General features: G+C 69.2%; 15 protein-coding genes. 1 reads left to right on the forward strand and 14 read right to left on the reverse strand.

Translation table 11 applies throughout. From position 1 onward, the window contains the following. A partial coding sequence (locus ACFP2V_RS18065) for a glycosyl hydrolase family 18 protein (RefSeq protein WP_381212959.1) occupies positions 1-240 on the forward strand: 240 nt, incomplete at its 5' end. A gap of 219 nt (positions 241-459) precedes the next feature. Here ACFP2V_RS18065 and ACFP2V_RS18070 read toward each other — a convergent pair. The 14 genes from ACFP2V_RS18070 to ACFP2V_RS18135 all read right to left on the reverse strand — a co-directional run bounded on the left by ACFP2V_RS18070 (position 460) and on the right by ACFP2V_RS18135 (position 13,686). Continuing rightward, a complete protein-coding gene (locus ACFP2V_RS18070) occupies positions 460-906 on the reverse strand; it encodes a DUF2550 domain-containing protein (protein WP_381212962.1) in 447 nt (148 codons plus the stop codon). Positions 907-1,067: 161 nt separating this feature from the next. Beyond that, positions 1,068-1,442, reverse strand: coding sequence for a F0F1 ATP synthase subunit epsilon (locus ACFP2V_RS18075; RefSeq protein ID WP_381212965.1), 375 nt, complete (start codon positions 1,440-1,442; stop codon positions 1,068-1,070). 113 nt (positions 1,443-1,555) lie between these two features. Beyond that, positions 1,556-2,992 (reverse strand): F0F1 ATP synthase subunit beta, encoded by a 1,437-nt coding sequence (atpD, locus tag ACFP2V_RS18080; protein ID WP_381212968.1) that lies wholly within the window; start codon positions 2,990-2,992, stop codon positions 1,556-1,558. Next, positions 2,992-3,912, reverse strand: a complete 921-nt coding sequence (locus ACFP2V_RS18085; protein WP_381212971.1) for a F0F1 ATP synthase subunit gamma — start codon at positions 3,910-3,912, stop codon at positions 2,992-2,994. The genes atpD and ACFP2V_RS18085 overlap by 1 nt, the downstream gene beginning before the upstream one ends. A gap of 23 nt (positions 3,913-3,935) precedes the next feature. Continuing rightward, a complete protein-coding gene (atpA, locus tag ACFP2V_RS18090) occupies positions 3,936-5,528 on the reverse strand; it encodes a F0F1 ATP synthase subunit alpha (protein ID WP_381212974.1) in 1,593 nt (530 codons plus the stop codon). 174 nt (positions 5,529-5,702) lie between these two features. Continuing rightward, entirely contained in the window at positions 5,703-6,518 is an 816-nt protein-coding gene (locus tag ACFP2V_RS18095; protein WP_381212977.1) for a F0F1 ATP synthase subunit delta, read from the reverse strand. After that, positions 6,515-7,063, reverse strand: coding sequence for a F0F1 ATP synthase subunit B (locus tag ACFP2V_RS18100; protein ID WP_381212982.1), 549 nt, complete (start codon positions 7,061-7,063; stop codon positions 6,515-6,517). Before ACFP2V_RS18100 ends, ACFP2V_RS18095 begins: the two co-directional genes overlap by 4 nt. 43 nt (positions 7,064-7,106) lie before the next feature. Continuing rightward, positions 7,107-7,343: an ATP synthase F0 subunit C gene (gene atpE, locus ACFP2V_RS18105; RefSeq protein WP_381212985.1), complete on the reverse strand. Its 237-nt coding sequence runs from the start codon at positions 7,341-7,343 to the stop codon at positions 7,107-7,109. A gap of 72 nt (positions 7,344-7,415) precedes the next feature. Next, positions 7,416-8,186 (reverse strand): F0F1 ATP synthase subunit A, encoded by a 771-nt coding sequence (gene atpB, locus ACFP2V_RS18110; protein WP_381213181.1) that lies wholly within the window; start codon positions 8,184-8,186, stop codon positions 7,416-7,418. A gap of 273 nt (positions 8,187-8,459) precedes the next feature. After that, positions 8,460-8,897 carry a hypothetical protein gene (locus ACFP2V_RS18115; protein WP_381212988.1) on the reverse strand — a complete coding sequence of 146 codons (438 nt, stop codon included), beginning with the start codon at positions 8,895-8,897 and terminating at the stop codon, positions 8,460-8,462. 406 nt (positions 8,898-9,303) lie between these two features. Further along, entirely contained in the window at positions 9,304-10,695 is a 1,392-nt protein-coding gene (locus tag ACFP2V_RS18120) for an MraY family glycosyltransferase (RefSeq protein WP_381212991.1), read from the reverse strand. Between the two features lie 213 nt (positions 10,696-10,908). Continuing rightward, positions 10,909-12,153 (reverse strand): serine hydroxymethyltransferase, encoded by a 1,245-nt coding sequence (locus ACFP2V_RS18125; protein WP_381212994.1) that lies wholly within the window; start codon positions 12,151-12,153, stop codon positions 10,909-10,911. Between the two features lie 211 nt (positions 12,154-12,364). Then, positions 12,365-13,042 carry an arsenate reductase/protein-tyrosine-phosphatase family protein gene (locus ACFP2V_RS18130; protein WP_381212997.1) on the reverse strand — a complete coding sequence of 226 codons (678 nt, stop codon included), beginning with the start codon at positions 13,040-13,042 and terminating at the stop codon, positions 12,365-12,367. Then, a complete protein-coding gene (locus tag ACFP2V_RS18135; protein WP_055606488.1) occupies positions 13,039-13,686 on the reverse strand; it encodes an L-threonylcarbamoyladenylate synthase in 648 nt (215 codons plus the stop codon). Before ACFP2V_RS18135 ends, ACFP2V_RS18130 begins: the two co-directional genes overlap by 4 nt. Positions 13,687-13,713: the final 27 nt, after the last annotated feature.

Below are 13,713 nucleotides of genomic sequence, written 5' to 3' on the forward strand. Positions count from 1 at the left end.
GAGGCCGGCATCGAGGACTACAAGATCCTCAAGAACAGCTGCCCGGCCACCGGCACCATCGCCGGCACGGCGTACGCCCACTGCGGCAACAACTGGTGGTCCTACGACACCCCCGCCACCATCAACAGCAAGATGGCCTGGGCCAAGAACCAGGGCCTGGGCGGAGCGTTCTTCTGGGAGTTCAGCGGTGACACCGCGAACGGTGAGCTGGCCACCGCCATCGACAGCGGCCTGAGGTAACCGGCAGGTCCGTGACAACGGTGCTCCCCCGGACCTCGTCCGGGGGAGCACCCGCGTATGTGCGCCCGGCTACGCCACGTTCACCCTCCCCCAACAGCTCCGCTGCCGGGGGCACCCCCACCCAGCGGGACCCCGAACGTCGCTCTACGCGACGTTCACCCTCCCCCAACAGCTCCGCTGCCGGGGGCACCCCCACCCGGCGGGACCCCGAACGTCGCTCTACGCGACGTTCACCCGCTGGCCGGGCGGGGCCGCCTCCAGCCAGGCGAGGAAACCGGTCAGCGCGTCGTCGCTCATCGCGAGCTCCAGCCGCCTGCCCCGGTGCAGACAGGCGAGGATCACCGCGTCCGACAGCAGCGCCAGTTCCTCCTCGCCCTCGGGCAGCCGGCGGCCGGCCACCTCGATCGCCGAACGCTCCAGGACGCGGCGCGGGCGCAGGGCATAGGAGAAGACGCGGAACCACTCCACCCGGTCGCCGTTGTAGCGGGCCACCCCGTACGCCCAGCCCTTGCCGTCGGAGTCGCCCGGCTGCGGGGCGTCCCAGCGCAGGCTGCAGTCGAAGGTCCCGCCGGAACGCTGGATGAGGCGGCGGCGCAGACCGAAGACGAAGAGGCCCGCCACCACGAGAGCCACGACACTTCCGCACACAGTCAGAGCGAGGACCATCGACACCGACCTCCTCGTCTCCTAGGTAACGGAACGGAAAAATCATCCAGATCTGCCTCAGCCGCGACCGGGTCCGGATCGCTCCGGTCCCAGCCGCGGCTGAGTGACGTCATCGTACGGCTCCCCCAGAGCCTAGACGGCCCGGAAGGTACCTCGGTCGTTCAGCGCTCCGTCGCCGCACGCAGTCGCACGTCCGCGCGGCGCTCCGCCGAAGCGTCGTCCTCCGACTTCGCGCGCTCGCGCGCCTGCTCCGCGCGCTGGACGTCGATCTCCTCCGACAGCTCGGCGATCTCCGCCAGCAGCGACAGCTTGTCGTCCGCGAACGAGATGAAACCGCCGTGCACCGCGGCGATGACCGTGCCACCGCCGCTGGTGCGGATGGTCACCGGGCCCGACTCCAGCACACCGAGCAGCGGCTGGTGACCGGGCATGACGCCGATGTCGCCGGACGTGGTGCGCGCGACGACCAGGGTGGCCTCGCCGGACCAGACCTCTCGGTCGGCCGCGACCAGCGCGACGTGCAGCTCAGCAGCCAAGATGGCTCCTCGGGTCACCACCCGGCAGATCCGCCGGGTGTTGGTTACAAGTCTAATGGGCGTGGATCGGGGGGCGGGACGGTGCCCGCCCCCCTCTCACTCGAGCACGGGGCTCAGGAGACGCCCAGCTCCTTCGCGTTCTTCTTCAGGTCCTCGATACCACCGCACAGGAAGAACGCCTGCTCCGGGAAGTGGTCGTACTCACCGTCGCAGATCGCGTTGAACGCGGTGATCGACTCGTCCAGCGACACGTCCGAACCGTCCACGCCGGTGAACTGCTTGGCGACGTGGGTGTTCTGGGACAGGAAGCGCTCCACGCGACGGGCACGGTGGACGGCGAGCTTGTCCTCCTCGCCGAGCTCGTCGATACCGAGGATCGCGATGATGTCCTGCAGGTCCTTGTACTTCTGCAGGATGTTCTTCACCCGCATGGCCGTGTCGTAGTGGTCCTGCGCGATGTAGCGCGGGTCCAGGATGCGGGACGTGGAGTCCAGCGGGTCCACGGCCGGGTAGATGCCCTTCTCGGAGATCGGACGGGAGAGCACCGTCGTCGCGTCGAGGTGGGCGAAGGTGGTGGCCGGGGCCGGGTCGGTCAGGTCGTCCGCGGGGACGTAGATCGCCTGCATCGAGGTGATCGAGTGACCGCGGGTCGAGGTGATGCGCTCCTGGAGGAGACCCATCTCGTCGGCCAGGTTCGGCTGGTAGCCCACCGCAGAGGGCATACGGCCGAGCAGGGTCGAGACCTCGGAACCGGCCTGCGTGAAGCGGAAGATGTTGTCGATGAAGAACAGCACGTCCTGCTTCTGGACGTCACGGAAGTACTCGGCCATGGTGAGGCCGGCCAGCGCGACGCGCAGACGGGTGCCCGGGGGCTCGTCCATCTGGCCGAAGACCAGGGCGGTCTTGTCGATGACGCCCGACTCGCTCATCTCGTCGATGAGGTCGTTGCCCTCACGGGTGCGCTCACCGACGCCGGCGAACACGGACACACCGTCGTGGTTGTTGGCGACGCGGTAGATCATCTCCTGGATGAGCACCGTCTTGCCGACACCGGCACCGCCGAACAGGCCGATCTTTCCACCCTTGACGTACGGGGTGAGCAGGTCGATGACCTTGACGCCGGTCTCGAACATCTCGGTCTTCGACTCGAGCTCGTCGAAGTTCGGCGCCTTGCGGTGGATCGGCCAGCGCTCGCCCGTGTAGGACTCGTCGCTGTTCAGCACCTCACCGAGGGTGTTGAACACCTTGCCCTTGGTGAAGTCACCGACGGGGACGGAGATGGCCGAGCCCGTGTCGGTCACCGGGGCCTGGCGGACCAGGCCGTCGGTGGGCTGCATGGAGACGGTGCGCACCACGCCGCTGCCCAGGTGCTGGGCCACCTCGAGCGTCAGCGTCTTGAGCTCGCCCGCGTTCGCCGGGTCGGCGACCTCGACGTGCAGGGCGTTGTAGATCTCCGGCATCGCGTCGACGGGGAACTCCACGTCGACGACCGGGCCGATGACCCGGGCGACACGGCCCGTGGCCGTCGCGGTCTCAACAGTGGTGGTCATTAATTGTCACTCCCCGCGTTTGCGTCGGCCAGAGCGCCTGCGCCACCGACGATCTCGCTGATTTCCTGGGTGATTTCGGCCTGGCGGGCCGCGTTGGCAAGGCGGGAGAGCGTGTTGATCAGCTCGCCCGCGTTGTCGGTGGCCGACTTCATCGCGCGCCGCGTGGCGGCGTGCTTCGAAGCGGCCGACTGGAGCAGCGCGTTGTAGATGCGGCTCTCCACGTAGCGCGGCAGCAGGGCGTCGAGGACGTCCTCCGCCGAGGGCTCGAAGTCGTACAGCGGAAGGATCTCGCCCTTGGTGGACGACGTCTCCTCCGCGACCTCTTCGAGGCGGAGCGGAAGCATCCGGGAGTCGACTGCGGCCTGCGTCATCATCGAGACGAACTCGGTGTAGACGATGTGGAGTTCGTCCACACCGCCGTCCGCCGTCTCCTTCTCGATGGCCTCGATCAGCGGCGCCGCGACCTTCTTGGCGTCCGCGTACGAGGGCTCGTCGGTGAAGCCGGCGAACGACTCCGCGACCGTGCGCTCGCGGAAGTTGTAGTGCGCCAGACCACGGCGGCCGACGATGTACGTGTCGACCTCCTTGCCCTCACGCTCGAGACGCTCGGTCAGCTGCTCCGCCGCCTTGATCGCGTTGGCGTTGAAGGCGCCGGCGAGGCCGCGGTCGCTCGTGAGGAGCAGGACCGCGGCACGCGTCGGGTTCTCCGCCTCCGTCGTCAGCGGATGCTTGGCGTCCGAACCGGTGCCGACCGCCGTGACCGCACGGGTCAGTTCATCGGCGTACGGCGTGGAGGACCGCACCTTGCGCTGCGCCTTGACGACGCGCGAGGCGGCGATCATCTCCATCGCCTTGGTGATCTTCTTGGTCGCGGTGACGGATCGGATGCGACGCTTGTAGACCCGGAGCTGGGCTCCCATGAGTCAGGTCCCTTCCTTGAACGTCACTTGGCGGCAGCGGCCGGAGCGTCCTCGCCGAGCAGCTTGCCGTCGCCCGTCTCGAACTGCTTCTTGAAAGCGGCGACCGCGTCGCCCACGGCCTGGAGGGTGTCGTCCGACATCTTGCCGCCCTCGCGGATGGAGGTCATGAGGCCCTGCTCGCTGCGGTGCAGGTACGCGAGCAGTTCCTTCTCGAAGCGGCGGATGTCGGCGACCGGCACCTCGTCCATCTTGCCGGTGGTACCGGCCCAGACGGAGACGACCTGGTCCTCGGTGGCCAGCGGCTGGTACTGGTCCTGCTTCAGCAGCTCGACCAGACGCTGACCGCGCTCCAGCTGCGCCTTCGACGCGGCGTCCAGGTCGGAACCGAAGGCGGCGAACGCCTCCAGCTCACGGTACTGGGCGAGGTCCAGGCGCAGACGGCCGGAGACCTGCTTCATCGCCTTGTGCTGGGCGGAGCCACCGACGCGGGAGACCGAGATACCGACGTTCAGGGCCGGACGCTGACCGGCGTTGAACAGGTCGGACTCCAGGAAGCACTGGCCGTCGGTGATGGAGATGACGTTGGTCGGGATGAACGCCGACACGTCGTTCGCCTTGGTCTCGACGATCGGCAGACCCGTCATCGAGCCGGCACCCATCTCGTCGGAGAGCTTGGCGCAACGCTCCAGCAGACGGGAGTGCAGGTAGAAGACGTCGCCCGGGTAGGCCTCACGGCCCGGCGGGCGGCGCAGCAGCAGGGACACGGCGCGGTAGGCGTCGGCCTGCTTCGACAGGTCGTCGAAGATGATCAGGACGTGCTTGCCCTCGTACATCCACTGCTGGCCGATGGCCGAACCGGTGTACGGCGCCAGGTACTTGAAGCCGGCCGGGTCGGACGCCGGGGAGGCGACGATGGTCGTGTACTCCAGGGCGCCGTTCTCCTCCAGCGCGCGGCGGACCGACGCGATGGTGGAGCCCTTCTGGCCGATGGCGACGTAGATGCAGCGGACCTGCTTGTTCACGTCGCCCGTGCGCCAGTTGTCACGCTGGTTGATGATCGTGTCCACGGCCAGCGCGGTCTTGCCGGTGCCGCGGTCGCCGATGATCAGCTGACGCTGGCCGCGGCCGACCGGGGTCATGGCGTCGACGGCCTTGTAGCCCGTCTCCATCGGCTCGTGCACCGACTTGCGGTCCATGACCGTGGGGGCCTGCAGTTCGAGGGCGCGGCGGCCCTCGGTCTCGATCTCGCCGAGGCCGTCGATCGGGTTGCCGAGCGGGTCGACCACGCGGCCGAGGTAGCCCTCGCCCACGGCGACGGACAGGACCTCGCCGGTGCGGGAGACCGGCTGGCCCTCCTCGATACCGCTGAACTCACCGAGGACGACGGCACCGATCTCGCGCTCCTCGAGGTTGAGGGCGAGGCCGAGGGTGCCGTCCTCGAACTTCAGCAGCTCGTTCGCCATGGCCGAGGGAAGGCCCTCGATCTTGGCGATGCCGTCGCCGGCGACGGTGACCGTGCCGACTTCCTCGCGCGAGGCCGCGTCCGGCTTGTACGACTGGACGAAGTTCTCCAGCGCGTCCCGGATCTCCTCCGGCCGGATCGTGAGCTCCGCCATCTGAGTTCCCTGCTCTCCTTGTTGGGCCCGAAGTTTCACTTTGGGGGTATTCCACGAGTCGGGGACTCCCCCCGGAAAGAGGTGAATCCTCTGCACGGCCCAACCAGGGCCGTAGGTACGTACTACGTGTTCAGTTGCCGCGCCCGTCGCGTGGATGCGACCGCCGCGTCGGAGCTAGCTCGCCAGTCGGCGGCTCGCGTCCTCCAGCCGGTCCGCGAGGGAGCCGTTGATGATCTCGTCACCGACCTGCACCCGCATCCCGCCGAGGACCTCAGGGTCCACGTCGAGGTTGAGGTGCATGCGGCGGCCGTAGAGCTTCGCGAGGCCGGCGCCGAGGCGCTGCTTCTGCGTGTCGCTCAGCGGCACCGCGGAGGTGACGACGGCCACCATGCGGTCGCGGCGCTCGGCGGCGAGCTTGGACAGGGACTGGAGTCCCGATTCCAGGCTACGTCCCCGGGGCGCGGTGACCAGACGCGTCACCAGTCGCCCGGTGGTCGCGTCCGCCCTGCGACCGAGCAGGCTGTTGATCAGCTCGCTCTTGGCGGCGGTGGTGGCCTTGCGGTCGGTCAGCGCGGCGCGCAGCTCGTTGCTCGAGGAGACGATCCGGCCGAACCGGAACAGCTCGTCCTCGACGCTGTCGAGCGTGCCCGCCCTCTGCGCGGCGGTGAGGTCGGCGAGGTCGGCCAGCTCCTCCAGCGCGTCCACCAGGTCGCGGGACTGCGACCAGCGGGAACGCACCATGCCGGAGACCAGGTCGACGGCGCTGCCGCCGAGCTGGGTGCCGAGCAGGCGCCGGGCCAGGTCGGCCTTGGCCTCGCCGTCCTGCGCCGGGTCGGTGAGGACCCGGCGCAGCGACACCTCGCGGTGGAGCAGCGCGGTGACGGAGGCCAGCTCTTCGGCCAGCGAGCCGGCGTCCACCGAGGTGGAGTCCGTCAGCGCGTCAAGACGCTCGCGTGCGGCGGCCAGGGCCTCGCGGCTCGCTCCGTTCATCGTGCGGCCTCGGCCTTCTGGTCGAGGTCGTCGAGGAAGCGGTCGATCACACGGCTCTGCCGGGCGTGGTCCTCGAGGGACTCGCCGACGAGCTTGCCGGCCAGGTCGGTGGCGAGCTTGCCGACGTCCTGGCGCAGCGCGGACGCGGCGGTCTTGCGGTCGGCCTCGATCTGCGAGTGACCGGCGGCGACGATCTCCTCGCGCTGCCGCTGGCCTTCCGCGCGCATCTCGGCGATGAGCGTGGCGCCCTGCTCCTGCGCCTCCTGGCGCAGGCGCGCGGCCTCGTGCCGGGCCTCGGCGAGCTGAGCCTTGTACTGCTCGAGCACGCTCTGGGCCTCGGTCTGCATGGCCTCGGCTTCTTCGATACCGCCTTCGATCGCCGTGCGGCGCTCCTCTAGAACCTTGTTGATGTTCGGGAGCAGCTTCTTCCAGAAGAAGAAGAACACGATGGCGAAGGCGATGGTGCCGACGAGCAGCTCGGGGCCCGGCGGCAGGAGCGGGTTCTGCTCCTCGCCGGCCGCCAGCTGTACCAGGTTGGCGATCACATCAGTGCCTTTCGTCTCTAACGTGCCGGTGAGTAAGGAAGTCTTACTGGCCGAACACGAACGGCATGACGATGCCGATGAGGGCGAGCGCCTCACAGAAGGCGAAGCCGAGGATCTGGTTGGCGCGGATCAGGCCGGCGGCCTCGGGCTGACGGGCCATGGCCTGGGTGCCGTTGCCGAAGATGATGCCGATGCCGATGCCGGGGCCGATGGCCGCGAGGCCGTAACCGATGGAACCGACAGAACCGGAGACAGCGGCAAGGGTCTCAGTGGCAGCCATGCTGGATCTTCCTTCTCTGTAACGAACCGGTGGGGGTTGGCCACCGGACGACTGGGGGTGGTGAGGGGTGGCTCAGTGCTGCTCGGCGAGAGCGCCCTGAACGTAGGAGCAGGCAAGGAGTACGAAGACGTATGCCTGGACGGCCTGCACGAAGAGCTCGAAGAGGATCATGACGATGGTCATGAGGAACGAGACTCCCGCTGCCGGGATCATGTAGCTGTTCAGCAGGTACCAGCTGGCGACGGTGAACATCACGAGCAGCAGGTGACCGGCGAACATGTTGGCGAACAGCCGGACCGCGTGGGTGAAGGGCCGGACGAGGACGTTCGAGAAGAACTCGATGACCACGACGAGCGGCAGCACCGGGCCGAGCGACTTGTCGTAGCCGGTGAGGTTCTTGAAGCCGCCGGCGAAGCCGTGCTTCTTGAACGTGATGCTCAGCCACACCAGGTAGACGATCACGGCGAGCACCGCGGGGAAGGCGATGATCGACGACACCGGGAACTGCGCCAGCGGGATCACGGACCAGATGTTCATGATCCAGATGAAGAAGAACAGCGAGACCATCAGGGGGACGTACTTCTCGCCCTCCTTCTTGCCGAGCGTCTCGTAGACGATGCCGCGGCGGACGAAGTCGTAGCCGGCCTCACCGACCATCTGCAGCTTGCCCGGCACCACCTTCGCCTTGCCGAAGGCCGCCCAGAAGAAGCCGACGACGAGGACGGTGGTGATGAGCGCGAGCAGCATCACCTTGTTGAACTCGAACCCTCCGACAGTCGCAATCGGCTGGAAGAGGAACGAGTGCAGGCCCGGAGCAGGAAAACCACACCCGTTGTCGGCCATGATCCGACAGCTCCAGTCAAAGGCGAGCTGGGTCTGGTCAGCACTCACCACGGACTCCTTCGGCGTGACGCATAGGTACGGCAACCTCGTTGTGTCGGCGCGGCGCGCAGCCGCGGGGCGGCACCGGACAGGTGTTACGGATGTGGGGGCGGCTGTGGGGCATCGAGCCTCGCGATGGTGCCGGCGTCAGCTCAGACGCCCACGCCCGCGACGCCGCAGTTGGCACCGGACGATAGCAGGACTTCCGCACGGCGTTTATCGCACCCCTACTCGTCACGACGACGGGCCGGACTTCTTGGACTTGTCACTCTTCTCCGAGTCCGGATCGACGTAGAAGATCTTGGCCTTCATGTGCGCACGGGCCTGTGCGGCCATCCACACGACGGTCGCGACGACGAGTCCGGCCGCGAACGTCCTCGGGTTGAAGAGGGAGGTGTCCCGGAAGAGGGAGACGAAGATCAGGAGCAGCAGGAGCTGTGCGACGTAGAGCATCAACCCCATGCCCTGGAAGAGCTGCGGGAGCGACCTCGCCGTCCACTGCAGGACGTACAGACCGACCCCCATGAAGAGGATGGCCAGCAACGCCCCCACTCCCGCCCCGAGCGCACCCTTGCCTCCGGCCACCGCGGCACTGACGGCAACGGTGACCGCACCGGCAGCGGCTGTGGGTACAGCGCACTGCAGAAGGTTCCGGGCGTCATGGGACGGCATGGCGGCAACTCCGCTTTAAAACAGGGGGCAAAGGGGGGTCGTCACGGACGAGCGTAATCCCCGGATGAAGGGTGAATTCCTCCCACCGACGGACCGTCGCACTAGGGTCCAGCGGCTCTGTCCGGCGAGACTCGTGAACGGTATCACAAACTATTTGATGCAGTCTTTACCTGATGACCGTGTGGGAGGTCACACCTGAGGGTGAGTCTGCGCGCCGGAGAGAGCGAGGGGTGCAAATGTCTGGTATTGGGGCGCTTCGCACCCCCAAGAGGACCCCATCGCGGCCCCACGACTTGGCAATGCTCTAGTCGGATTCTTACCTTGGCCGTGCTGTGCGCCGGACCCTGCCCGAGCCAGTACCGGGGTCCTCACCGGGTTCCGGTCGTGGCCTTCCCTCCGCGCCCCCTCAGCGGGCGCTCCCGGCTTTCCCCCGGTCGTCCAGGCGTGCGCGGTGGCCCAGGGCGGTCGCGCCGTTGACGCCGGAGATCCCGGCGGCCACCGGGGCACCCCGGCCGGCCGCGGCAGTCCGCTCGCCGTCGCCCTCGTCCTCGTCCGCATCGGGCTGCTCCGTGCCTGCCGCCGCTCCCGGGTCCGTCCCCCCGGACGCCCGCGGGGCGAGCACGGCGGCCCGGCGTCGCCGGTAGCGCGGCGGCACGATGCGCTGCGCCCACATCGGGGCGCGCGGGGTGAACCGGGGCAGCAGGAGCAGCAGCAGACCGAGGGCGCTCAGGATGACCACGCTCAACACGATCCACATGGAAGCCGAGTTGACCGAGTAGGCGAGCGCTCCGAAGCCGATCAGCGCCGACCAGAAGTACATGATCATCACGGCCCTGCTGTGCGAGTGGCCGATCTCCAGCAGGCGGTGGTGCAGATGGCCCCGGTCCGCCGCGAACGGCGACTGGCCGTGCCAGGTGCGCCGCACGATGGCCAGGATCAGGTCGGCGGCCGGCACCGCGATGATCGTCAGTGGCAGCAGCAGCGGGATGTAGACCGGCACCGTCTGGTGCACGGCCTCCTTCTCCCCGCCCGCGTACAGGTTCAGCGCGTCCGGGTCGACCTGGCCTGTGATGGAGATCGCACCGGCGGCGAGGACGAGACCGATCAGCATGGAGCCGGAGTCGCCCATGAAGATCCGCGCGGGATGCATGTTGTGGGGCAGGAAGCCCAGGCACATGCCCATCAGGATCGCCGAGAACAGCGTCGCCGGGGCGGCCGCCTCGATGCCGTACGAGTACCAGATGCGGTACGCGTACAGGAAGAACGCCGCCCCCGCGATGCACACCATGCCGGCCGCGAGACCGTCCAGGCCGTCGACGAAGTTGACCGCGTTGATGGTGATGACGACCAGGGCGACGGTGAGCAGCGTGCCCTGCCACTGGGTGAGCGCGACCGAGCCGACACCGGGGATGGGCAGCCACAGGATCGTCAGACCCTGCATGACCATCACACCGGCGGCGATCATCTGCCCGCCCAGCTTGATCAGGGCGTCGATCTCGAACTTGTCGTCCAGCACACCGATCAGCCAGATCAGCGCCGCCCCGGAGAGCAGCGCCCGCGGCTCGTTGGACTCGTCGAAGAGCTGGCTGAGGTTGGTGAGGTGGTCGGCGACCAGCAGTCCCGCGCACAGTCCGAAGAACATGGCGATCCCGCCGAGCCGCGGAGTGGGTTCCCGGTGCACGTCACGTGCCCGGATCTCCGGCATCGCCCCCGCCACGATCGCGAATTTCCGTACCGGCCCGGTCAGCAGGTACGTCACCGCGGCCGTGATGCAGAGCGTCAGCAGGTATTCACGCACGGGCTTCCCCACAGGTCTCGCTGGCCATCACAGCTTCACACCCTAGCGAGGGATGCATACGGGTGAGGACTTCCGGGTAGCGACGATGGTTGCACGTGCGGCTGTGCGGACGCCCGGGCACGCGGTGCGCCTACCCCGCATCGGCACCGATACGGTACGAAACCGCGGACGGCCGGGGACGTCCCAGTCGGTCCCAGCCGGTCTCAGCCGGTCTCAGCCGGGATACGGATAGGGCGGGAAGGCCGCGGTCAGTTCGCGTACGTCCGCGCGGGCCCGCGCCGGATCGGTGCCGCCCCGCAGGACGCTCGCCAGCAGCCCGGCGATCAGCGTCATCTCCGGCTCCCCCATGCCCTGCGTGGTCACCGCCGCGGTGCCCAGGCGCAGTCCGCGGTCGTCGGCGTGCGGCAGGGCGCAGCAGTCCAGGACGAGTCCGGCCGCCGCGAGCCGGCCGCGGGCATCGCGCCCGCCGACGCCGAGCGGGGCCGGGTCGGCGGTGATCAGGTGGGTGTCCGTGCCGCCGGTGGTGACGACCAGTCCCTCGTCGGCCAGGCTTCCGGCGAGGGCCCGCGCGTTGGCGACCACCTGGTGGGCGTACGCGGCGAAGGCCGGGGTCGCCGCCTCCCCGAAGGCGACCGCCTTGGCGGCGACGGTGTGCATCTGGGCCCCGCCCTGGGTGAAGGGGAAGACCGCGCGGTCGACCCGTTCGGCCAGCTCCGCGCCGCACAGGAGCATGCCGCCGCGCGGCCCGCGCAGCACCTTGTGCGTGGTCGCGCAGACGATGTCCGCGTACGGGACCGGGCTGGGGGCGGCTCCCCCGGCGACGAGGCCGATGGGGTGCGCGGCGTCCGCGATGAGGTAGGCGCCCACCTCGTCGGCGACCTCGCGGAAGAAGGCGTGGTCGACATGGCGGGGGTAGGCGATGGAGCCGCAGACGATCGCCTTGGGGCGGTGGGTACGGGCGAGGGCGCGGACCTGCGCGTGGTCCATCAGGCCGGTCTCGGCGTCCACGCCGTAGCCGACGAAGTCGAACCAGCGGCCGGAGAAGTTCGCGGGCGAGCCGTGGGTGAGGTGGCCGCCGTGGGCCAGGCCGAGGGCGAGGACGGTGTCCCCGGGGCGCAGCAGGGCGGCATAGGCGGCCAGCACGGCCGACGATCCGGAGTGGGCCTGGACGTTGGCGTGGTCGGCGCCGAAGAGTGCCTTGGCCCGCTCGACGGCGAGGCGTTCGGCGACGTCGACGATCTCGCAGCCACCGTGGTGCCGGGCGCCCGGGTATCCCTCGGCGTACTTGTTGGCGAGCGGTGAGCCGAGGGCGGCCAGCACGGCGGGCGAGGTGAAGTTCTCGGCGGCGATCAGTTGGAGTGTGGTCGCCTGCCGCTCGCGCTCGGCGTGCAGGATCCCGGCGAGTTCGGGGTCCTGCCGGCGCAGGACATCGGCCTCGGGGGCATGGGTGACCGTCATGGTGGGCTCCCGGACGTCGACGCTGACGTACGACCAATGTAGGCCCGCCACCCTCACTGCGCTCGGCTGCCACACCCTCCCGGGGAACCCAGGACACACCACCCGGGGGACAGCGTCCTCACGACCCGCTCACGCCCGGGACGTCCCTGACGGCTCGTGCGGGGCACGCCGGTGGCCCGAGCAGGACGGTCGGGCGCCCCGAGCAGGGCGGTCAGGCGCGGGTGGGGACGCCGGTGAGGGCGGTGACGACCGGGTCCAGGGCCTGATGTATCTCGTCGCCGATGGAGCGGAAGAACGGCAGGGGCGCCCCGTACGGGTCGTAGACCTCGTCCGCCTCGGCGGTCGGGGCCAGCAGCCACCCGCGTAGTGCGGCGGCGGCGCGGACCAGGGCGCGGGCGCGCATGACCAGGCCCTCGTCCAGCGGGGGCAGGGTCGCCGGGTCGATCGCGTTCACCAGGCGGGTGAACTCCTTCAGCGTGAAGGTGCGCAGGCCCGCCGAGTGGCCCATGGAGATGACCTGGGCGCGGTGGTCACGGGTCGCGGTCAGCACCAGGTCGGCGCGGATCACATGATCGTCCAGCAGTTCACGGCCGACGAATCCGGAGGCGTCCGCACCGAAGTCGGCCAGCACGGTCTCCGCGTGGGACTCCATCGGCGCGCCCTCGTGACCCCAGGTGCCCGCGCTCTCCACGATCAGCCCGCCGCCCAGGATGCCCAGCCGCTGGCTGACGAAATGCCGGGTCAGCCGCTCGGTGATGGGCGAGCGGCAGACGTTTCCGGTGCTGACATGGAGGATGCGGAAGGTGTCGCGCGGAAACCCGAAGGTCGTCGTCTCCTCCGCGCCGCGTACCCCGTTGCCTATGCCACGCCCCGACTCGGGGGCCGTCAATTCGCCACCTCGAGGTCGGGTACCACTTTGCGCAGCTCCTCCGGCGAGAGGGCGCCTTCGCGCAGCAGCACGGGCACGGGGCGCGTGACGTCGACGATCGACGAGGGGACGATGCCCGGGGTGGGCCCGCCGTCGAGGTAGACCGAGACGGAGTCGCCGAGCATCTCCTGCGCCGCGTCGCAGTTCTCCGGCGCGGGGTGACCCGTCAGATTGGCCGAGGAGACGGCCATCGGGCCGACCTCGGTGAGCAGCTCGATGGCGACCGGGTGCAGCGGCATCCGTACGGCGACCGTGCCGCGGGTGTCCCCGAGGTCCCACTGGAGGGACGGCTGGTGCCGGGCGACCAGGGTCAGCGCACCCGGCCAGAACGCGTCGACCAGTTCCCAGGCCTGCTCGGAGAAGTCCGTGACGAGGCCGTGCAGGGTGTTCGGGGAGCCGATGAGCACGGGAGTGGGCATGTTGCGGCCGCGCCCCTTGGCCTCCAGGAGGTCGGCGACGGCCTCCCCGGTGAACGCGTCGGCGCCGATGCCGTAGACGGTGTCCGTCGGCAGCACCACGAGCTCGCCGCGACGGACGGCGGACGCGGCTTCACGCAGACCGGTCGCGCGATCGGTCGCGTCGTTGGTGTCGTATCGCCGAGCCATCTGGCGGGCCTCCTCGTACACATGCGG

This window comes from Streptomyces incanus, from assembly GCF_042656345.1.
GTDB lineage: Bacteria > Actinomycetota > Actinomycetes > Streptomycetales > Streptomycetaceae > Streptomyces > Streptomyces incanus.

Bases quoted from the DNA above. Each gene is read 5' to 3' on its own strand.
- ACFP2V_RS18070 (WP_381212962.1), bottom strand. From the start codon at position 906: ATGGTCCTCGCTCTGACTGTGTGCGGAAGTGTCGTGGCTCTCGTGGTG.
- atpD (WP_381212968.1), bottom strand. From the start codon at position 2,992: ATGACCACCACTGTTGAGACCGCGACGGCCACGGGCCGTGTCGCCCGG.
- ACFP2V_RS18085 (WP_381212971.1), bottom strand. From the start codon at position 3,912: ATGGGAGCCCAGCTCCGGGTCTACAAGCGTCGCATCCGATCCGTCACC.
- atpA (WP_381212974.1), bottom strand. From the start codon at position 5,528: ATGGCGGAGCTCACGATCCGGCCGGAGGAGATCCGGGACGCGCTGGAG.
- ACFP2V_RS18095 (WP_381212977.1), bottom strand. From the start codon at position 6,518: ATGAACGGAGCGAGCCGCGAGGCCCTGGCCGCCGCACGCGAGCGTCTT.
- atpE (WP_381212985.1), bottom strand. From the start codon at position 7,343: ATGGCTGCCACTGAGACCCTTGCCGCTGTCTCCGGTTCTGTCGGTTCC.
- atpB (WP_381213181.1), bottom strand. From the start codon at position 8,186: ATGGCCGACAACGGGTGTGGTTTTCCTGCTCCGGGCCTGCACTCGTTC.
- ACFP2V_RS18115 (WP_381212988.1), bottom strand. From the start codon at position 8,897: ATGCCGTCCCATGACGCCCGGAACCTTCTGCAGTGCGCTGTACCCACA.
- ACFP2V_RS18125 (WP_381212994.1), bottom strand. From the start codon at position 12,153: ATGACGGTCACCCATGCCCCCGAGGCCGATGTCCTGCGCCGGCAGGAC.
- ACFP2V_RS18135 (WP_055606488.1), bottom strand. From the start codon at position 13,686: ATGGCTCGGCGATACGACACCAACGACGCGACCGATCGCGCGACCGGT.